Genomic DNA, 18,103 nt, shown 5'->3' with positions numbered 1-18,103 from the left:
GGCAGTGTCGATGCCGATGGGTTTACAGCGGTCATTCCACGATCTTTACGGCTTTTGTAATGCCGTGAAAAATGATTATCTTGTCGCCTGGATAATCTAGCTGAACTTCGGCCTTGAACAGATAAATGGAATTGATCTTGAGCGTATTGTCATCGCCATAGTAAGGACACATGGACGATGTCGGTTGGACGGTATGGCGAACGCGGCCAAACGTGTCCGCAAACCTGAATTCTGTCCGGACTTCCCTCAGGTTCTCCTGGGACCCACCCTCGACGCCAGGGAAGTCAAAGCACATATCGATTCTGTACTTTAGAGGGCCACCGCTTGTATCAATTATTTCCTTCAGGCTAAGCGTGCTGTTTCTTTCTTTCGTCAGGGTAATGGTGCCGAGCTCGCCCATAAGTCGCCATTCGTTATAGGTGGCTGATTTAGGAAAGTTTTCGATGATTTTCATGCTGGCCTCGTTCAGGTGCGATTGCAGGTCGGTATTACAAGGTATGAGTTGAATACCAGTCGCCAGTGATTACAACTGGCAGAAATGTCAGTGGCAGTAGTCTGTCGGTTTTCCCTGCCGGGCGGGTCTGCCGCCGCGCCTCCGACTGCGTTATACTCGCGGGCTTTTCACCGAATTCGCACGAGTAGCCCGCCAATGGAAATCCAACCGATCCTGAACACCATCAAGGACCTCACCGAGCGTTCCCAGTCAATTCGGGGGTATCTTTGACTACGATCACAAGCATGACCGCCTGATCGAAGTCAACCGCGAGCTGGAAGACCCCAACGTCTGGAACAAGCCTGAGTACGCCCAGGCACTGGGCCGCGAGCGTGCCATGCTGGCCCAGGTCGTCGAGACCCTGGACAAGCTGTCCAACGGCCTGGGTGACTGCCAGGACCTGCTCGACATGGCCGTCGAAGAAAATGACGAAGGCGCCGTCGGCGACGTCGTGACCGAGCTGGAAAGCCTGGAAGAAAACCTGGCCCAGCTTGAGTTCCGTCGCATGTTCAGCGGCGAGATGGACATGAACAACGCCTACCTGGATATCCAGGCCGGCTCCGGTGGTACCGAAGCACAGGATTGGGCCAACATCCTGCTGCGCATGTACCTGCGCTGGGCCGACAAGCGTGGTTTCGACGCCACCATCATCGAGCTTTCCGAAGGTGAAGTGGCCGGCATCAAGGGTGCCACCGTGCACATCAAGGGCGAGTACGCCTTTGGCTGGCTGCGCACCGAAATCGGCGTGCACCGCCTGGTGCGCAAGAGCCCGTTCGACTCCGGCGCCCGTCGCCACACATCGTTCTCGGCGGTGTTCGTATCGCCCGAGATCGACGACAAGGTCGAAATCGAGATCAACCCGTCCGACCTGCGCATCGACACCTACCGCTCCTCCGGTGCCGGTGGTCAGCACGTGAACACCACCGACTCGGCGGTCCGTATCACCCACGTGCCGACCAACACTGTGGTGGCTTGCCAGAACGAACGTTCCCAGCACGCCAACAAGGACACCGCCATGAAAATGCTGCGGGCCAAGTTGTACGAACTGGAAATGCAGAAGCGCAACGCTGCTTCGCAGGCGCTGGAAGACAGCAAGTCGGACATCGGCTGGGGCCACCAGATTCGCTCCTACGTGCTGGATGACTCGCGCATCAAGGACCTGCGTACCGGCGTCGAGCGTAGCGACTGCCAGAAAGTCCTCGACGGCGACCTCGACCAGTATCTGGAAGCGAGCCTCAAGCAGGGCCTGTGATTAGCACCCCCATGCCGCGCTACCTGGCCAGCCGCCGGTAGCGCGTGCCCTGCCCGGAACGGGCAACGAATACCTGATGGAAAGAATGACGACATGAGCGACCTGAAGACCGAATCGCAAGACCTGCAACAGGAAGAAAACGCCCTGATCGCCCTGCGCAAGGAAAAACTTGCCGCCGAGCGTGCCAAGGGCAATGCCTTCCCCAACGACTTCCGTCGCGACAGCTACTGCAACGACCTGCAGAAGCAGTATGCGGACAAGACCAAGGAAGAGCTGGAAGCAGCCGCGATCCCGGTCAAGGTCGCCGGCCGCATCATGCTCAACCGTGGTTCGTTCATGGTTATCCAGGACATGACTGGCCGTATTCAGGTCTACGTCAACCGCAAGACCCTGCCGGAAGAAACCCTGGCCGCCGTCAAGACCTGGGACCTGGGCGACATCATCAGCGCCGAAGGCACCCTGGCCCGTTCCGGCAAGGGCGACCTGTACGTCGAAATGACCAACGTGCGCCTGCTGACCAAGTCGCTGCGCCCGCTGCCCGACAAGCACCACGGCCTGACCGACACCGAGCAGCGCTACCGCCAGCGCTACGTCGACCTGATGGTCAACGAAGAAACCCGCCACACCTTCCGTGTGCGTTCGCAGGTGATCTCGCACATCCGCAAGTTCCTCATCGAGCGTGACTTCCTTGAAGTCGAAACGCCGATGCTGCAGACCATCCCGGGCGGTGCGGCAGCCAAGCCGTTCGAAACCCACCACAACGCCCTGGACATGGCCATGTTCCTGCGTATCGCGCCGGAGCTGTACCTCAAGCGCCTGGTCGTGGGTGGCTTCGAAAAAGTGTTCGAGATCAACCGTAACTTCCGTAACGAAGGCGTTTCGACTCGTCACAACCCTGAATTCACCATGCTCGAGTTCTACCAGGCATACGCTGACTACCGCGACAACATGGACCTCACCGAGGAACTGTTCCGCGAGCTGGCGCAACTGGTGCTGGGCTCCACCGACGTGCCGTACGGCGACAAGGTATTCCACTTCGGCGAGCCGTTCGTGCGCCTGTCGGTGTTCGACTCGATCCTCAAGTACAACCCGGAGCTGACCGCTGCCGACCTGCAGGACGTTGACCGCGCCCGCGAGATTGCCAGGAAGGCTGGCGCCAAGGTGCTGGGCCATGAAGGCCTGGGCAAGCTGCAGGTGATGATTTTCGAAGAGCTGGTCGAGCACAAGCTGGAACAGCCGCACTTCATTACCGAGTACCCGTTCGAAGTGTCGCCGCTGGCCCGTCGCAACGACGAGAACCCGGCCGTTACCGACCGTTTCGAGCTGTTCATCGGTGGTCGCGAGATCGCCAACGCCTACTCCGAGCTCAACGATGCCGAAGATCAGGCCGAGCGCTTCCTGGCCCAGGTGGCCGAGAAGGACGCGGGTGACGATGAAGCCATGCACTATGACGCCGACTTCGTTCGTGCGCTGGAGTACGGCATGCCGCCGACCGCCGGCGAAGGCATCGGCATCGACCGCCTGGTGATGCTGCTGACCAACTCGCCGTCGATCCGCGACGTCATCCTGTTCCCGCACATGCGTCCGCAGGCCTGAGTGAGCTGAACGAGCCGCCTTTCGAGGCGGCTTTTTCTTGCCTGAAGCTTTATGTTGTCGGTACCGGCCTCTTCGCGGGTAAACCCGCTCCTACAAAGGCCTTGTAGGAGCGGGTTTACCCGCGAAGGGGCCAGCACTGACGAAACACCGCCCATGAGGTATCCCCCGTGACACCCGCCATGCCTGACCAAGGCGCCGCCGGCATCGCCACCGCCGTCGCCGAAAGCGTGCAATACCAAGGCCGCAAGACTGCCCGCCAAGGCAGCGAACAGCGTCGCCAGTTGATTCTCGATGCCGCCATGCGCATTGTCGTGCGCGATGGCGTGCGCGGTGTGCGCCACCGGGCAGTGGCCGCCGAGGCCGGCGTGCCATTGTCGGCCACCACCTACTACTTCAAGGACATCGAGGACCTGCTCACCGATACCTTTGCCCAGTACGTCGAGCGCAGTGCGGCCTACATGGCCAAGCTGTGGGCCAACACCGAGGTGGTGTTGCGCCAGTTGCTGGCACAGGGCGATGGCAGCCCGCAGGCCCGGGCGCGGCTGGCTGACGAGGTGGCGCGTATGACCGCCGACTACGTTCAGCGGCAATTGCTGAACCGCCGTGATTTCCTGATGGCCGAGCAGGCCTTCCGCCAGGAAGCATTGCTGTGCCCGCGACTGGCCGAGCTGGTGTGCGCTCATGAACAGATCCTGCTGCACGGCACCCGGCAATTGCTGCAGGTCGTGGGCTCGCGGCAGCCGGAGCAGGATGCACAGATGTTGACGGCGATTATCGAGCAGTTGGAATATCAAGGCCTGCTCAAGCAAGCGAATGCGCAAGCCGATGGGCAGATGCTCGCTATGCTTACCCGATACCTGCAACTGGTGCTGGCATCGGCCTGAGGCGAGAACGACCTTTTCAAGGAGAACCTGATGAAAGCCTGGCGTGTGGTGTTGTTGACTTTGTCATTCCTGCTGCTGGGCGGTTGTCTGGTGACCTTCCATGAGCCCTTGCCCAGCAACCAGGCAGCGCCCAAGGCCCTGCTCGGCAAGTGGAGCAGCAAGGACGCCTGGGGGGAGCCGCTGAAACTGGTGATCAGCCGTAGCGGTGGCGACGCCTACAAGGCGGTGGCCACGGCCAAGGGCAAGGCCCCTGAAGAGTACGTGTTCACCGTGTCACGCCACGGCAACCGCTGGTACTTGTCGGCTGGCGTGCCCAAGCGGCTGGGTGGCAATTTCCTGATTGGCGGCTTCGACATCGTCGATGGCAAGGAACTGGTGGTCTACAACCTGGACGTCGAGCAGGTGCAGCAGGCGGTGGACAAAAAGGAACTGACCGGGCGCAGCACCGAAGTGCCGGACGACAACGGCGACGGCGTGCTGATCGACAGCCCGGCGGCGCGGGTGCTGGCCTACCTGGACGACCCGGCCAACTCCGACCTGTTCGTCGAAGTGGCGCGGTTCCAGCGTTCCGGCAAGTAGTGGCCTGTACCGGCCTCTTCGCGGGCAAGCCCGCTCCTACGGGGGCCTTGCCAGGCCTGGGCTTCGTGATATCCATGTAGGAGCGGGCTTGCCCGCGAAGAGGCCGGTACAGGTTTCGTGTACTAGAAAGGAGTCCCCGGTGGACGAATACCAGCAAACCATCCGCGCCCTGTCCGACCGCATCGTTGCGGCACAGACGCCTATTCGGGTCCTGGACGCGGTGAAGTGGGACGACAACATCCGCCAGGGTTTTCTCAAGGCCAAGGGCAAGGAGCCGCCGGCGGTAGATCGTGCCTACTACCAATCGCGCCCGCTGTCGTTCGACTCCAGCGCTGTCAAGGCCGAGTTCCAGGGCATCGAGCGCGACATCATTCGCCAGCTGGGCCAGTTCAACCCGGTCGGGCAGATCATGAAGCGCATGTGCCGTGAATACCGCATGGTGGTGCGCATGCTTGAAGCGCGCGGTACCGAAGACTTCGGCCTGATCTCCCAAGAGCTGTATGGCGCCGCCTCGGATGCCTTCCACGCCGGTGACCCGACCCTGGCCGACCTTGGGCTGATGCTGTCGGACTACCTGAACAACATCGATGGCCGTGGTGACCTCAAGGATGAGCCAAAGAACCTCACCGCCAAGGAAGCCGTGGAGATCCTCCAGCATCGGCTGAACAAAGTGTTCGGCGAGGCCGAGGGAACCATTCGTGTGTTCGAGTCAGACGGCATCGTCGCTGACGCCGCAGCCGGTGCCGACTACATCAAGGTGCGTGCCGATGCCATGTTCAACACCCGCGATGTGCGCGCCCTGGAGGTGCACGAAGGGTTGGTGCATGTCGGGACCACGCTCAATGGCCTGAACCAGCCGATCTGCACCTTCCTGGCCAAGGGCCCGCCCTCGTCGACGGTAACCCAGGAGGGCCTGGCAATCCTCATGGAGGTGATCGCCTTTGCCTCCTACCCCAGCCGCCTGCGCAAGCTCACCAACCGCACCCGAGCCATCCACATGGTCGAGGAGGGTGCAGACTTCATGCAGGTCTACGGTTTTTTCCGCGAGCAGGGCTTCGAGATGGCGCAGAGCTACAGCAACGCCAGCCGGGTGTTCCGCGGGTCGGTGCCCAACGGCTTGCCATTCACCAAGGACTTGTCCTACCTCAAGGGCTTCATCATGGTTTACAACTACATTCAGTTGGCCGTGAAGAAGGGCAAACTGGAACAGATCCCGTTGCTGTTCTGTGGCAAGACCACCCTGGAAGACATGCGCACCCTGCGCCAACTCGTCGAGGAAGGGCTGGTCGAGCCGCCCAAGTACCTGCCCGAACAGTTCCGCGACCTTAACGCGCTGTCGGCCTGGATGTGCTTCTCCAACTTCCTCAACCACCTGAGCCTGGACCGTATTGAAGCCGACTACGCGAACATTCTCTGAGAACTGCCGCCTGCTGGTCCTGGGCCTGGTCCTGCTGAGCCTTGGCGGCTGCAGCAGCCTGCTGTTCTACCCCGAGCGTGGTCAGGCCTTCACCCCTGAGCGGGCCAAGCTGGAATACCGCGACGTCACGCTGACCACTGCTGATGGCATCCGCCTTCACGGTTGGTGGCTGCCGGCCAAGGCCGGGGTCGAAGTCAAGGGTACGGTGCTGCACCTGCACGGCAACGGCGGTAACCTGCCTGGGCACCTGGGGGGTAGCTACTGGCTGCCGGAGCAGGGCTATCAGGTGTTGATGATCGATTACCGCGGCTATGGCTTGTCTCAGGGCCAGCCGAGCCTGCCGGAAGTGTACGAGGACATTGCCGCAGCCATGGCCTGGCTGGAGCAGGCGCCCGAGGTCAGGGGAAAGCCGTTGGTATTGCTGGGGCAGAGCCTGGGCGGTGCGATGGCCATTCATTACCTGGCGGCCCACCCCGAGCAGCGCCAGCGCTTCAGCGCCCTGGTGTTCGATGGCGTGCCGGCCAGTTACCGCGCGGTGGGGCGCTTTGCGCTCAGCACCTCCTGGATGACCTGGCCATTACAGGTTCCGCTGTCGTGGCTGGTGCCGGACGGTGACAGCGCGATCCACTCGATCGAGCAATTGAGCAGCCCGCCCAAGTTGTTTTTCCACAGCATCGACGACAACCTGGTGCCGATGGACAACGCCATTCGCCTGTATCAGCACGCGCCACCACCGCGGGTGCTGCAACTGACCCGAGGGGGGCACGTGCAGACGTTCGCCGACCCTACCTGGCGCCAGGTGATGCTGCGATTCCTCGATGACCCCAGCCATTTCAACGGCCTGCGGCGGCTAGCCGAAGTGCCCAATTACCCTGACGAGAAGAACAAGCAATGAGTGAAGAACGCAACGCTATCCCGCTGATCCTGACCGGCGTCGGCAGCATCATCGTGACGGTGGGGGCTTTGTGGTATTACGGTTATCTGCATTTCGCCAAGCCCGAAGATGCCCTGCTGCTGCAGGATTTCACCATGCTCAAGACCATCCCCGGCGAGGACTACAAGGTATCGCTGGACCCGGCGCCGCAAGTGGCCCAGTGCGTCGATGGGGTGCTGGTGCTGTTCGACACCCAGCAGAAAGGCCTGACCGGCGTGCTGGTGGACAACCGCAAGCGTGCGGTGCGCTGCATGGGCGAGGAAACACCGCAGCAGGTGCAGTGAGTGTTCGGCGCAGCATTTTTGGCGCCCGCGAGATCGAGCGCCGCCCGCGCGGCGCATCGCGAGCAAGCTCGCTCCTACATCTGTTTCGGGCCAGTTACGCCTGTGACAGACGCGCGCGACCGCCTTGTTTGTACGACGCGATAACGCGCTATGCACCAAGGCGTTCGCGCGCCAACCCCACAGGCATAATTGGCCCGAAACAAACAGAAAGGCCTGACCGACGTGCTGGTGGACAACCGCAAGCGTGCGGTGCGCTGCATGGGCGAGGAAACACCGCAGCAGGTGCAGTGAGTGTTCGGCGCAGCATTTTTGGCGCCCGCGAGATCGAGCGCCGCCCGCGCGGCGCATCGCGAGCAAGCTCGCTCCTACATCTGTTTCGGGCCAGTTACGCCTGTGACAGACGCGCGCGACCGCCTTGTTTGTACGACGCGATAACGCGCCATGCACCAAGGCGTTCGCGCGCAAATCCCACAGGAATAATTGGCCCGAAACAGATGTAGGAGCGAGCTTGCTCGCGATGCGCCGCGCGGGCGGCGCTCGATCTCACAGGCGCCACAACATTATCGGCGAACAAAGAAAAGCCCCGCCTCAATCGCGGGGCTTGTCCTTTCAGCGTTCCAGCCTTACCGCTGAGCCTGGCTCACCGAGCGTGGTGCCACCGGCTGGTTGTCGTTGGAGATGGTCACCTCCACCCGTCGGTTCTGCGCACGCCCCGAGTTGCTCGAGTTGTCCGCTACCGGGTACTCCTTGCCATAGCCTTGCGAAACGATACGCGCCGGATCTACCCCGGCACGTACCAGTGCCATGCGCACGCTGTTGGCGCGGCGCTCGGACAGTGTCTGATTGTAGTTGGCCGAGCCGACGCTGTCGGTGTAGCCCTCGACGATCACCTTGCGTTCCGGGTTTTCCTGGAGGAACCGCGCCAGCTTGGTGATGTTCGGGTAAGCGCTGCTCTTGAGTTCGGCTTTGTTGAAGTCGAACAGTACATCGCCGAAGGTCACCAGCGTTCCGCGGTCGGTCTGCTTGGCGTTGAGGCTCTCCTGCAGCTTGGCTATCTGCGCGTCGCGGGCATCCAGCTTGGCCTGGGCGCGCTGGGCCGAGGCGTTCTTCAGTTCAGCTTCGGCAGTGCGCAGGGCAATGGTCTGCTTGGCCACTTCGACGCGCTGGTTGGTCAGGTAGGCCAGTTGGTCGACTTTCTTCTCGTCTTCACGGTCCATGTAGGCCTTGTCGGCCTTGTTCAGCCAGTCCTGGGCGTCCTTGGTCTCCAGCGCCGCAACCTTGCTCGCTTGCGGATTGCTCTGCAGAGAAGAGAAGTTGGTGCGGGCCGCTTCCAGGTTGGCATTCGGATCGTGCGAGCAGGCAGCAAGACCGACGCTCAGGGCCAGCAGGGCGGGAATCATGACGTGTTTGCGCATAGTGTTCATCCTTTGATCGAGTGCGAAGGCTAAGGTTGGCGGGGCAGGGTTCACTGAACGCTGCGCAGGCCTTCCTCACGTACGTCCTGAACGCCCTGGCGGGCATCCTGCACGGCCTTCTGGGCTTTGGCTGCCTGGGCCTTGCGTTCGGCGAGGCGGGCATCCCATTCGGCCTGTTGGGCCAGGCGCTTGGCCTCGTCGTACTTCTTGTCGTGCATGGCGATTTCGGCTTGCTTGAACTTGTCCTGAGCCGCCTTCATTTCCACGGCGGCGAACTCGGTACCGCCGGCGCTGACGGCGGAGTTCACGGCGGACTGGGTAACGGCATACTGCTCGGTGGGCGGATTGCCCGCACAGCCGGCCAGGACCAGGCTACTGCCCAGTGCCAGCGCGGCCAGCTTGAACCCGCGCACATGAGTGGATGACAGTTTGCTAGTGCGGGTCTTCATGGTGGTCAGTTCCATTGGATCACTCCTGATAACGACGATGTCCGTAGCAGTCCATCGCTCAATCCCTGACAAAACCGCGCGCTTCAGCTCAACGGTGCACGAGGGCAGTGTGCAGGGTTTTAGCGTGATGGCTATTGGCTCCGACTCGGACGTTTTTCGAATAGTTCAGAAAAAAGCGTCGTAATCGGATAACTATTTCTGACTGATCGGTCAGTGCGATTTGTCTGGAACTTTCTCAGGCTGAAGCGGTATTCCGGGCCTTTAGCAGGCCCGGAACGGGGGGAGCGGACGGTTACTTGTCGCTGTCGACTGTAGCGTTGCTCAAGTTGTGCAGGTGCTGGCGGGACAGGGAGAGAAAGCGCGGTGTAGGACCAACGTCTTCGTACAGGGGGTCACCCTCTTCGTCGGTGGCGATGACCTGGCGGCCCTGTACATAGGGGAAGCTGGCCTCCAATTCTTCAAGGGCGGCTGCGACCAGTTCGCCGAGCAGTTCTTCGGCCGTGCGTTTGGGGTACATGTCGATCAGCGCGGCCAGGCGCGCCTCGGACTCCAGGTCCAGGTGCAGGACATGGCCCGTACGGCTGAGGGTGCCGGCGGCATTCTGTTCCCAATGCTGGGCGAGTTCACGAATTTTCATGATGACCTCTGTTGACGCCTGGAAAGGCTGCACTGCATGGGAGTGCTGTGCTTTCACTTTAGTTTGGTTTGGCCGATCACGGCTTGCCATCGTCGCCCGGCTGTGGGCACTCTTGGGGGATACCGCCCCCCCTGTAGGAGCGGGTTTACCCGCGAACACCGGCACCGCCGGTGCCAGGCACCGCCTTGGGTTATTCACGGGTTAACCCGCGCTTGCACAGGGCGCGCTGAGGCTGATAGGGATGCAACGGAGAGAGCGCCAATGACTGATATCGATGTGCGTTTGCGTGAAGATGTCCATGTGTTGGGCGAACTGCTTGGCGAAACCATTCGCCAGCAGCATGGCGATGCGTTCCTGCAGAAAATCGAGGACATCCGCCACAGTGCCAAGGCCGACCGCCGCGGCCCTGGTGAGCAACTGAGTTCAACCCTGGCGGACTTGGCCGAAGAAGACCTGCTGCCTGTAGCGAGGGCCTTCAACCAGTTCCTCAACCTGGCCAACATGGCCGAGCAGTACCAGTTGATCCGCCGCCGCGACGCTGACCAACCCGAACCTTTCGAAGCGCGGGTACTGCCCGAGCTGCTGGGGCGTCTGAAGCAGGCCGGCCACAGCAACGACGCCCTGGCCCGGCAACTGGCCAAGCTCGATATTCAGTTGGTGCTCACCGCACACCCCACCGAAGTGGCCCGTCGCACGCTGATCCAGAAGTACGACGCGATCGCCGGCCAACTGGCCGCACAGGACCATCGTGACCTGACCGCGGCAGAACGCCAGCAAGTGCGCGAACGCCTGCGCCGGCTGATCGCCGAGGCCTGGCATACCGAAGAAATCCGCCGCACCCGGCCTTCGCCGGTAGACGAAGCCAAGTGGGGTTTCGCAGTGATCGAGCATTCGCTGTGGCACGCCATCCCCAGCCACCTGCGCAAGGTCGACAAGGCCCTGCTGGAGGCCACTGGCCTGCGGCTGCCGCTGGAGGCCGCGCCGATCCGCTTTGCCTCGTGGATGGGGGGGGACCGGGATGGCAACCCCAATGTGACGGCTGCCGTCACCCGCGAAGTGCTGCTGTTGGCGCGCTGGATGGCCGCCGACCTGTTCCTGCGCGATATCGACGCACTGGCCGCCGAGCTGTCCATGCAGCAGGCCAGCGACGCCCTGCGCGCGCAAGTCGGCGACAGTGCCGAGCCTTACCGCGCAGTGCTCAAGCGATTGCGCGACCGCCTGCGTGCGACACGCGCATGGGCGCAGTCGGCCTTGACCAGCAACCAACCGGCCGGTGCCGACGTGCTGGTGGAGAACCGCGAGCTGATCGCGCCGCTGGAGCTGTGCTACCAGTCACTGCACGAATGCGGCATGGGCGTTATCGCTGAAGGCCCGCTGCTTGACTGCTTGCGCCGTGCGGTCACCTTCGGCCTGTTCCTGGGCCGCCTGGACGTGCGCCAGGACGCTGCCCGTCACCGTGATGCGCTGACCGAGATTACCGATTACCTGGGCCTGGGGCGTTACGCCGACTGGGATGAGGAGCAGCGCATCGCGTTCCTCCAGGCCGAGTTGAAAAACCGCCGGCCCCTGCTACCTGCGCATTTCAAGCCGCAAGCGGACACCGCCGAAGTGCTGGCGACCTGCAGGGAAGTGGCCGCTGCACCGGCCGCCTCGCTGGGGTCTTACGTCATCTCCATGGCGGGGGCCGCCTCGGATGTACTGGCGGTACAACTGTTGCTCAAGGAAGCCGGCCTGACCCGCCCCATGCGTGTGGTGCCACTGTTCGAGACCCTGGCCGACCTCGACAACGCCGGCCCGGTCATGCAGCGCCTGCTTGGCCTGCCGGGCTACCGCGCGGGCCTGCGCGGCCCGCAGGAAGTGATGATCGGCTACTCCGATTCGGCCAAGGACGCCGGCACCACGGCTGCTGCCTGGGCGCAGTACCGGGCTCAGGAAAACCTGGTGCGTATCTGTGCCGAGCATCAGGTCGAGCTGCTGCTGTTCCACGGTCGTGGCGGTACGGTCGGGCGAGGCGGTGGCCCGGCCCATGCCGCGATCCTTTCGCAGCCACCGGGTTCGGTAGCGGGGCGTTTCCGCACCACCGAGCAGGGTGAAATGATTCGCTTCAAGTTCGGCCTGCCGGGCATCGCCGAGCAAAACCTCAACCTGTACCTGGCTGCCGTGCTTGAAGCCACGCTGTTGCCACCGCCGCCCCCGCAACCTGCCTGGCGTGAGGTGATGGACCAGTTGGCTGCCGATGGTGTCCAGGCCTACCGCAGCGTGGTACGGGAGAACCCTGATTTCGTCGAGTACTTCCGCCAGTCGACGCCAGAACAGGAGCTGGGGCGCCTGCCGCTGGGCAGCCGCCCGGCCAAGCGCCGCGCCGGGGGTATCGAAAGCCTGCGCGCCATCCCGTGGATCTTCGGCTGGACCCAGACCCGGCTGATGCTGCCGGCCTGGCTGGGCTGGGAAACCGCGCTGACTAACGCCTTGGCTCGGGGGCAGGGTGAGTTGCTGGCGCAGATGCGTGAGCAATGGCCGTTCTTCCGCACTCGCATCGACATGCTGGAAATGGTCCTGGCCAAGGCCGATGCGCAAATTGCCGAGGCCTACGACGAACGTCTGGTGCAACCGCACTTGCTCCCTTTAGGTGCGCACCTGCGCGACCTATTGTCGCAGTCGTGCCAGGTGGTGCTGGGCCTGACCAGGCAGCCGGTGCTACTGGCGCACAGCCCCGAGACACTGGAATTCATTAGCCTGCGCAATACCTATCTGGACCCGTTGCACCGCCTGCAGGCAGAGTTGCTGGCCCGCTCGCGCAGCCGCGAAGCCGCTCTGGACAGCCCGTTGGAGCAGGCCTTGCTGGTGACCGTGGCGGGTATTGCTGCCGGGCTGCGCAACACCGGCTAAGGGCAAGCCCGGGTCATGCCTGGCGAGTGTCATACAGGCCCGGCACAATGTCGGGAAGGGTGGTTGCGCCGGGCGCAACCGCCTGCCCGGTCAGCCGCAAGTGGCGCATTCCTGCAACTTTGGGACGCTTGTCTGGCTGCCGGGCGCTGTGTATCTTGAGCAGCCTTCTGACCGATTTATGGTCATACCCGATTTTCCGGACTTGGCCCTGGTTGCCGAATCCATTGAATTTCATAAAAAAATTTGAGGAGCACAAGATGCGCGTAATTCTGCTGGGAGCTCCCGGGGCCGGTAAAGGTACTCAGGCAAAGTTCATCACCGAAAAGTTCGGTATTCCACAGATCTCCACCGGTGACATGCTGCGTGCCGCCGTCAAGGCCGGTACCCCGCTGGGCCTGGAGCTGAAGAAAGTCATGGATGCCGGCCAGCTGGTCTCCGACGAGTTGATCATCAGCCTGGTGAAGGAGCGCATTGCCCAGCCTGATTGCGCCAACGGCTGCCTGTTCGACGGCTTCCCACGCACCATCCCGCAGGCCGAAGCCATGGTCGCTGCCGGTGTCGACATCGATGCCGTGGTCGAAATTGCCGTGGACGACGAAGAAATCGTTGGCCGCATGGCTGGCCGCCGCGTGCACCTGGCCTCGGGCCGTACCTACCACATTCAATACAACCCGCCGAAAGTGGAAGGCAAGGACGACGAGACCGGTGAAGACCTGATCCAGCGTGACGACGACAAAGAAGAAACCGTTCGCCATCGCCTGTCGGTCTACCACAGCCAGACCAAGCCGCTGGTGGATTTCTACCAGAAGCTGTCGGCTGCCAATGGCGGCAAGCCGAAGTACAGCCACATCGAAGGTGTCGGCTCGGTTGAAGCCATCACCGCCAAGGTCCTGGCAGCCCTGAGCTGAACCGGCGCCTGACGCACCTCGACAACGGCCCGCTTGCGGGCCGTTGTCGTTTGTAGGCCGCACAGCGGCCCCCTCGGGACACAACGCCGCTGCTGCTCTATACTGCCGCTCTTTTTCATTCGCACCTGGATACCCGTTCGATGACCACCCTGCTGGCCCTGGATACCGCCACCGAAGCCTGTTCCGTCGCGCTGCTGCATGACGGCAAGGTAACCAGCCACTACGAGGTGATCCCGCGCATGCATGCCCAGAAGCTGCTGCCGATGATCAAGCAACTGCTGGCCGACTCTGGCGTGGCACTGAATGCGCTGGATGCCATTTCCTTTGGCCGTGGCCCGGGCGCGTTCACTGGCGTGCGTATTGCCATCGGTGTGGTGCAAGGCCTGGCCTTTGCCCTCGAACGCCCGGTGCTGCCGGTGTCCAACCTGGCCGCACTGGCCCAGGGTGCATTGCGCGAGCATGGTGTGCAGCAGGTGGCAGCGGCCATTGATGCACGCATGGATGAAGTGTACTGGGGTTGCTACCAGGCCACGGCGGGCGAAATGCGCCTGGTCGGCCGTGAAGCCGTGTTGCCGCCCGAGCAGGTGGCGCTGCCGGCAGGCAGCAATGGCGAGTGGTTCGGTGCCGGTACCGGATGGGGCTATGCCGAGCGCCTGGCGGTACAGGTGGCGGCTAGCAACCCGGGTGCCTTGCCCAACGCCCTGGACGTCCTCAGCCTGGCCACCTTTGCCTGGGCCCGTGGCGAGGCAATCGTCGCCGAGCAGGCGCAGCCGGTTTATCTGCGCGATAATGTAGCCACGCCCAAGAAGCACTGAGTGCTGTTCGTCGGTTATCGCCGAACACGCTAAAACCTTTTGCGCGATCTGTGGTCCAGTTATCACTCAAGCATTAGCGACGGAACCCTGATGCTGCTAAATTGCCATCATTGGTCCTGAGTGCTCATGCCATGCGTATCGACGGTTTCTCATCGCAGTCCTACCCGCTCAAGCGCACCTCGCGCAAAGCAGCGGTGCGTGACCAGGCCATCGACGATGCCGAGGTAATCGAGGAGGCAGAAGCCGCCCCGCAGGAAACCACCGCCCGCCGCCCTGGTGGTGGACTGCCAGCCCGGCAGCAAGACATGGTTTTCCCTCGTGCCCGTGACCGCCGCACCGCCACCGCACTGGCCAGCTACCTGAGCACTGCCGGTTTTACCGACTGGGACATGGAAGTACTGGGGCTCGACCTGTACATTTGATGGATGAATCCGTCACCACTGCCTTACTTTCTCGGTTGCCCGTCGTGGAGCGAAAACGCCTGGCGCGACTACCTGTACCCCGCTGACGCCAACAGTAATCAAATGCTTGGCTTCTACAGCCAGGTCTTCAACGCCGTCGAAGGCAACACCACTTTCTATGCACGTCCCGCGCCCGGGACCATTGCCCGCTGGGCGCAAGTCATGCCCGAGCACTTTCGCTTCACTGCCAAGTTTCCGCGGGATGTCAGCCATGAGGGCGACCTGCGTGACCAGCTTGAACCTGCCTTCGACTTCACCCGGCTGATGGCCCCGCTGGGCCAGCGCGTATCACCCTACTGGCTGCAGTTGCCGGCCCAGTTCGGCCCGGCGCGCCTGGGTGAGCTTTGTCACTTCCTCGATCAGATCGCCGTGCCGGTGGCCGTGGAAGTGCGCAACCAGGCCTTTTTTGCCAAGGGTGAGGAAGAACGCCTGCTCAATCGCCTGCTGCACGAACGCGGCGTAGAGCGCATCTGCCTCGACCCCCGTGCGTTGTTCAGTTGCATCTCGCGCGACCCTGCCGTGCTGCATGCGCAGTCGAAGAAGCCCAAGGTACCACCGCGTCCGGCAGCCTTCAGCCAGCATCCGCAGGTTCGCTTCATCGGCCATCCGGAACTGGAGGCCAATCAGGCCTTCCTTAGCCCTTGGGTAGAAAAGGTCGCCGCCTGGATTGAAGAAGGCCGCAATCCCTATATCTTCCTGCACACCTCGGACAATCGCCTGGCTGCGGCGCTGGCCCAGCGTTTCCATCAGCGCCTGATGGCGCGCCTGCCTGGCCTGGCACCTTTGCCGGAATTGCCGCGCGCCCCTGAGGTCGAACAATTGGGGCTACTCTGACCTTTCCCTGACTGCCGGAGGTTGAACCATGGATGTGCAAACCCTGCGAGCTGAGGCCTTCAAGGCGTTACACGAGCGCGAGGGCGCGTTCGTCATTCCCAACCCGTGGGATGCCGGCTCCGCCAAGTTGCTCGCCAGCCTGGGTTTCGAGGCACTGGCTACCACCAGTGCCGGCTTGGCCTTCAGCCTGGGCCGGCCAGACGCCGAAGGCGCCTTGAGCCTGGACGATACACTGGACAATGCCGGCGAGATCGTCGATGCCACCGCGCTGCCGGTGGCCGCCGATCTGGAAAACGGCTTTGGCGACTTGCCCGAAGACTGTGCCCAGACCATTCTGCGTGCCGCCGAAGTCGGCCTGGTGGGCGGCTCCATCGAAGATGCCAGTGGCCGCAGTGATGCGCCCATCTATGACTTCGGGCTGGCCGTGGAGCGGGTGCGCGCCGCCGCGCAGGCTGCGCGAAGCCTGCCATTCCCGTTCACCTTGTGCGCCCGGGCAGAAAATCTGCTGCACGGACGCATGGACCTCGACGACACCATCCTGCGCCTGCAAGCCTATGCCGAGGTCGGTGCCGACGTGCTCTACGCCCCCGGGCTGCGCACCGTGGAGGAAGTCCGTGCCGTGGTGCAGGCAGTCGCACCGCGCCCTGTGAATGTGCTGATGGGCATGGCGGGCGTGCCGCTGAGCGTCAACCAGTTGCAGGACCTGGGCGTGCGCCGCGTAAGCGTTGGCTCGTCGCTGGCCCGTGCTGCACTCGGGGCCTTCTACCGGGCGGCGCAGGAAATTCGCGATGAGGGCACGTTCGGCTACGGTGAGCAGGCAATGCCGTTTGCCCAGCTGAACGACCTGTTCCGCCGCTGATGCGGGCATTGCTGGCGCTACTGGTCGGCCTGCTGACGGTGGCCGGCCTGGCCTGGCACTTTGGCTGGCGCCTGCCTGCCGCATGGAACCCCTGGGCGCCGCTGGACGTACGCCAGCCGCCCAACCTGCTGACCCCCTACAAACTGTCGCGCCTACGCGATGACCCAGCGCTGTGCCGGCAGGCGCTGGAAACCAGCCACCTGCGTTACCGGGCACAAGCCGATAGCCCGGCGTCGGCCAGCTGCCCACTGCGGAACGTATGGCGCATCGAGGGCGGCCAGGCGCGGCTGAGCAGCAGCTTTCTGGCCAGTTGCCCGTTGGCGGTGGCCTATGCACTGTTCGAAAACCATGGCTTGCAGCCGGCGGCGCAGGAAGTGTTTGGGCAACCGGTGACGCAGGTCGATCACCTGGGCAGCTTTGCCTGCCGCAACGTCTACCACCGCAAGCAGGGCCGTTTGAGCCAGCATGCCACGGCCAATGCCTTGGACATCAGCGGTTTCCGCCTGCAGGACGGCCAGCGGATCGTGCTGGCGCGTGACTGGCAGGCGGGTGGGCAGAAGGCCGAATTCCTGCGTCGGGTGCAGCGGGCGGCTTGCGAGAGCTTCAGCACGGTGCTGGGGCCGGACTACAACGCGGCTCACCACAATCACTTTCACCTGGACATGGGGCGCTGGCAGGTGTGCCGCTAGCCTCAGGCGTGAGCGCGCACGTTGTTCAGCACCACAGGGCGCGCCCAGTGGATGTCGAACTCCAGGTCATTTTGCTGCTTGGCCAGGGTGGCGTCGTCGAACGGTTCGGGCGCCGGGTCCAGCAGGTTCGTCTCGAACTCGGCAATGGGCAGGAATAGTGACCGTGGCGTGGGGCCAGGGCCGGGCTCGGCAATGGGCTGGCCCTGGCTCATTACCACCGGACGCAGCCAGCTGTTGTTGATGTCGAGCTGGCGCTGCTGCTCGATCAGTTCAATGGCACTGAACGGCTCGGGCGCGGGTGGTAGCAGCTTGGCTTCAAGTTCGGCCTTGGGCAGAAACAACGGTTCGGGCGGCGCCACGATGGTGTCGTGCACCGGGCAGGCGCGCTGGGCGTCAATCAACGCCAGTGCACGGGCGCCGCCGATGGGTTCACCGCTGTCCTGGTCGTACTGCACGAACGACTGGCTGACGCCGTCTACGGGCTCTTCCTGCTGCTCGGCCATCGCCCGGGCAAAGAAATCCTGCCACAGGTGGCTGACGCCCCCGAGTGCCTGGGTGTTGTGCTGACTGTAGTTGCCGACAGGCGACAAATAGGTCAAGCCGATGGGAAGAGTATCTGACATGGCAGTCGTGCGCGCTGTGCTCTGGCAGAATAGCGGGATATTGCCTGTATCGGCCGTGGCTGCCGATTCATTAAGGGCTTGGTTT

Annotated in this window: 19 protein-coding genes and 1 pseudogene; 15 read left to right on the top strand and 5 right to left on the bottom strand. The window is 62.9% G+C overall.

Features of this window, described 5'->3' with window-relative positions; all coding sequences use genetic code 11:
- Positions 1 to 31 precede the first annotated feature (31 nt).
- Positions 32 to 454: a hypothetical protein gene (locus ACE4QZ_RS21670; RefSeq protein ID WP_084852168.1), complete on the bottom strand. Its 423-nt coding sequence runs from the start codon at positions 452 to 454 to the stop codon at positions 32 to 34.
- Between the two features lie 195 nt (positions 455 to 649).
- Here ACE4QZ_RS21670 and prfB point away from each other — a divergent pair.
- The 8 genes and pseudogenes from prfB to ACE4QZ_RS21630 all read left to right on the top strand — a co-directional run.
- A protein-coding gene (prfB, locus tag ACE4QZ_RS21665; protein WP_061405587.1) for a peptide chain release factor 2 occupies positions 650 to 1,745 on the top strand; the annotation gives its coding sequence in 2 pieces (ribosomal slippage) (positions 650 to 721 and positions 723 to 1,745; 1,095 coding nt in all).
- Positions 1,746 to 1,838: 93 nt separating this feature from the next.
- Positions 1,839 to 3,341: a lysine--tRNA ligase gene (gene lysS / locus ACE4QZ_RS21660; protein ID WP_028698371.1), complete on the top strand. Its 1,503-nt coding sequence runs from the start codon at positions 1,839 to 1,841 to the stop codon at positions 3,339 to 3,341.
- A 179-nt stretch (positions 3,342 to 3,520) separates the two neighbouring features.
- Positions 3,521 to 4,225 carry a TetR/AcrR family transcriptional regulator gene (locus ACE4QZ_RS21655; RefSeq protein WP_003252210.1) on the top strand — a complete coding sequence of 235 codons (705 nt, stop codon included), beginning with the start codon at positions 3,521 to 3,523 and terminating at the stop codon, positions 4,223 to 4,225.
- A gap of 30 nt (positions 4,226 to 4,255) precedes the next feature.
- The gene (locus tag ACE4QZ_RS21650) at positions 4,256 to 4,804 is read left to right on the top strand and encodes a hypothetical protein (RefSeq protein WP_021785891.1); all 549 of its coding nucleotides are present in this window, start codon (positions 4,256 to 4,258) and stop codon (positions 4,802 to 4,804) included.
- Between the two features lie 139 nt (positions 4,805 to 4,943).
- Positions 4,944 to 6,221 (top strand): flavohemoglobin expression-modulating QEGLA motif protein, encoded by a 1,278-nt coding sequence (locus ACE4QZ_RS21645; RefSeq protein ID WP_028698370.1) that lies wholly within the window; start codon positions 4,944 to 4,946, stop codon positions 6,219 to 6,221.
- Positions 6,193 to 7,116 carry an alpha/beta hydrolase gene (locus ACE4QZ_RS21640; RefSeq protein ID WP_103462979.1) on the top strand — a complete coding sequence of 308 codons (924 nt, stop codon included), beginning with the start codon at positions 6,193 to 6,195 and terminating at the stop codon, positions 7,114 to 7,116. The genes ACE4QZ_RS21645 and ACE4QZ_RS21640 overlap by 29 nt, the downstream gene beginning before the upstream one ends.
- Positions 7,113 to 7,439 carry a hypothetical protein gene (locus tag ACE4QZ_RS21635; RefSeq protein ID WP_003252219.1) on the top strand — a complete coding sequence of 109 codons (327 nt, stop codon included), beginning with the start codon at positions 7,113 to 7,115 and terminating at the stop codon, positions 7,437 to 7,439. The genes ACE4QZ_RS21640 and ACE4QZ_RS21635 overlap by 4 nt, the downstream gene beginning before the upstream one ends.
- A 201-nt stretch (positions 7,440 to 7,640) precedes the next feature.
- A pseudogene (locus tag ACE4QZ_RS21630) lies at positions 7,641 to 7,730 on the top strand (hypothetical protein); the annotation flags it as partial.
- A gap of 332 nt (positions 7,731 to 8,062) precedes the next feature.
- On the opposite strand, the gene ACE4QZ_RS21625 reads toward ACE4QZ_RS21630, so the two are convergent.
- The 3 genes from ACE4QZ_RS21625 to ACE4QZ_RS21615 all read right to left on the bottom strand — a co-directional run bounded on the left by ACE4QZ_RS21625 (position 8,063) and on the right by ACE4QZ_RS21615 (position 9,940).
- Positions 8,063 to 8,854, bottom strand: coding sequence for an OmpA family protein (locus tag ACE4QZ_RS21625; RefSeq protein ID WP_053870484.1), 792 nt, complete (start codon positions 8,852 to 8,854; stop codon positions 8,063 to 8,065).
- A 50-nt stretch (positions 8,855 to 8,904) separates the two neighbouring features.
- Positions 8,905 to 9,318, bottom strand: coding sequence for a DUF4398 domain-containing protein (locus tag ACE4QZ_RS21620; protein WP_020190164.1), 414 nt, complete (start codon positions 9,316 to 9,318; stop codon positions 8,905 to 8,907).
- 277 nt (positions 9,319 to 9,595) lie between these two features.
- Positions 9,596 to 9,940: a hypothetical protein gene (locus tag ACE4QZ_RS21615; RefSeq protein ID WP_021785939.1), complete on the bottom strand. Its 345-nt coding sequence runs from the start codon at positions 9,938 to 9,940 to the stop codon at positions 9,596 to 9,598.
- Positions 9,941 to 10,201: 261 nt separating this feature from the next.
- On the opposite strand from ACE4QZ_RS21615, the gene ppc reads away from it, so the two are divergent.
- The 7 genes from ppc to ACE4QZ_RS21580 all read left to right on the top strand — a co-directional run bounded on the left by ppc (position 10,202) and on the right by ACE4QZ_RS21580 (position 17,395).
- Complete coding sequence (gene ppc, locus ACE4QZ_RS21610) at positions 10,202 to 12,829, top strand: phosphoenolpyruvate carboxylase (protein WP_103462977.1); 2,628 nt, start codon at positions 10,202 to 10,204, stop codon at positions 12,827 to 12,829.
- A 257-nt stretch (positions 12,830 to 13,086) separates the two neighbouring features.
- A complete protein-coding gene (gene adk / locus ACE4QZ_RS21605) occupies positions 13,087 to 13,737 on the top strand; it encodes an adenylate kinase (protein ID WP_004575467.1) in 651 nt (216 codons plus the stop codon).
- A 140-nt stretch (positions 13,738 to 13,877) separates the two neighbouring features.
- Positions 13,878 to 14,552, top strand: a complete 675-nt coding sequence (tsaB, locus tag ACE4QZ_RS21600) for a tRNA (adenosine(37)-N6)-threonylcarbamoyltransferase complex dimerization subunit type 1 TsaB (RefSeq protein ID WP_021785936.1) — start codon at positions 13,878 to 13,880, stop codon at positions 14,550 to 14,552.
- A 131-nt stretch (positions 14,553 to 14,683) separates the two neighbouring features.
- Positions 14,684 to 14,974, top strand: coding sequence for a hypothetical protein (locus ACE4QZ_RS21595; RefSeq protein ID WP_084850406.1), 291 nt, complete (start codon positions 14,684 to 14,686; stop codon positions 14,972 to 14,974).
- Between the two features lie 3 nt (positions 14,975 to 14,977).
- Complete coding sequence (locus ACE4QZ_RS21590) at positions 14,978 to 15,847, top strand: DUF72 domain-containing protein (protein WP_103462976.1); 870 nt, start codon at positions 14,978 to 14,980, stop codon at positions 15,845 to 15,847.
- Between the two features lie 28 nt (positions 15,848 to 15,875).
- Complete coding sequence (locus ACE4QZ_RS21585; protein ID WP_103462975.1) at positions 15,876 to 16,706, top strand: oxaloacetate decarboxylase; 831 nt, start codon at positions 15,876 to 15,878, stop codon at positions 16,704 to 16,706.
- Positions 16,706 to 17,395 carry an extensin family protein gene (locus ACE4QZ_RS21580; protein ID WP_103462974.1) on the top strand — a complete coding sequence of 230 codons (690 nt, stop codon included), beginning with the start codon at positions 16,706 to 16,708 and terminating at the stop codon, positions 17,393 to 17,395. Before ACE4QZ_RS21585 ends, ACE4QZ_RS21580 begins: the two co-directional genes overlap by 1 nt.
- A gap of 2 nt (positions 17,396 to 17,397) precedes the next feature.
- Here ACE4QZ_RS21580 and ACE4QZ_RS21575 read toward each other — a convergent pair whose 3' ends face one another.
- Positions 17,398 to 18,018, bottom strand: a complete 621-nt coding sequence (locus ACE4QZ_RS21575; RefSeq protein ID WP_103462973.1) for an energy transducer TonB — start codon at positions 18,016 to 18,018, stop codon at positions 17,398 to 17,400.
- Between the last annotated feature and the right edge of the window lie 85 nt (positions 18,019 to 18,103).

This window comes from Pseudomonas sp. DCA-1 (assembly GCF_046523955.1).
In the GTDB taxonomy this organism is placed as follows: Bacteria; Pseudomonadota; Gammaproteobacteria; order Pseudomonadales; family Pseudomonadaceae; genus Aquipseudomonas; species Aquipseudomonas putida_Y.
The sequence above is the reverse complement of the archived record's forward strand: the minus strand, read 5'-3'. Positions and strand labels throughout refer to the sequence as shown.

Coding starts and splice junctions, on each gene's coding strand:
- ACE4QZ_RS21620 (WP_020190164.1), bottom strand. CDS start 9,318: ATGGAACTGACCACCATGAAGACCCGCACTAGCAAACTGTCATCCACT.
- ACE4QZ_RS21595 (WP_084850406.1), top strand. CDS start 14,684: ATGCGTATCGACGGTTTCTCATCGCAGTCCTACCCGCTCAAGCGCACC.
- ACE4QZ_RS21580 (WP_103462974.1), top strand. CDS start 16,706: ATGCGGGCATTGCTGGCGCTACTGGTCGGCCTGCTGACGGTGGCCGGC.
- tsaB (WP_021785936.1), top strand. CDS start 13,878: ATGACCACCCTGCTGGCCCTGGATACCGCCACCGAAGCCTGTTCCGTC.
- ACE4QZ_RS21615 (WP_021785939.1), bottom strand. CDS start 9,940: ATGAAAATTCGTGAACTCGCCCAGCATTGGGAACAGAATGCCGCCGGC.
- ACE4QZ_RS21575 (WP_103462973.1), bottom strand. CDS start 18,018: ATGTCAGATACTCTTCCCATCGGCTTGACCTATTTGTCGCCTGTCGGC.
- adk (WP_004575467.1), top strand. CDS start 13,087: ATGCGCGTAATTCTGCTGGGAGCTCCCGGGGCCGGTAAAGGTACTCAG.
- ACE4QZ_RS21650 (WP_021785891.1), top strand. CDS start 4,256: ATGAAAGCCTGGCGTGTGGTGTTGTTGACTTTGTCATTCCTGCTGCTG.
- ACE4QZ_RS21585 (WP_103462975.1), top strand. CDS start 15,876: ATGGATGTGCAAACCCTGCGAGCTGAGGCCTTCAAGGCGTTACACGAG.
- ACE4QZ_RS21590 (WP_103462976.1), top strand. CDS start 14,978: ATGAATCCGTCACCACTGCCTTACTTTCTCGGTTGCCCGTCGTGGAGC.
- ACE4QZ_RS21670 (WP_084852168.1), bottom strand. CDS start 454: ATGAAAATCATCGAAAACTTTCCTAAATCAGCCACCTATAACGAATGG.
- lysS (WP_028698371.1), top strand. CDS start 1,839: ATGAGCGACCTGAAGACCGAATCGCAAGACCTGCAACAGGAAGAAAAC.
- ACE4QZ_RS21655 (WP_003252210.1), top strand. CDS start 3,521: ATGCCTGACCAAGGCGCCGCCGGCATCGCCACCGCCGTCGCCGAAAGC.
- ACE4QZ_RS21635 (WP_003252219.1), top strand. CDS start 7,113: ATGAGTGAAGAACGCAACGCTATCCCGCTGATCCTGACCGGCGTCGGC.
- ACE4QZ_RS21625 (WP_053870484.1), bottom strand. CDS start 8,854: ATGCGCAAACACGTCATGATTCCCGCCCTGCTGGCCCTGAGCGTCGGT.
- ppc (WP_103462977.1), top strand. CDS start 10,202: ATGACTGATATCGATGTGCGTTTGCGTGAAGATGTCCATGTGTTGGGC.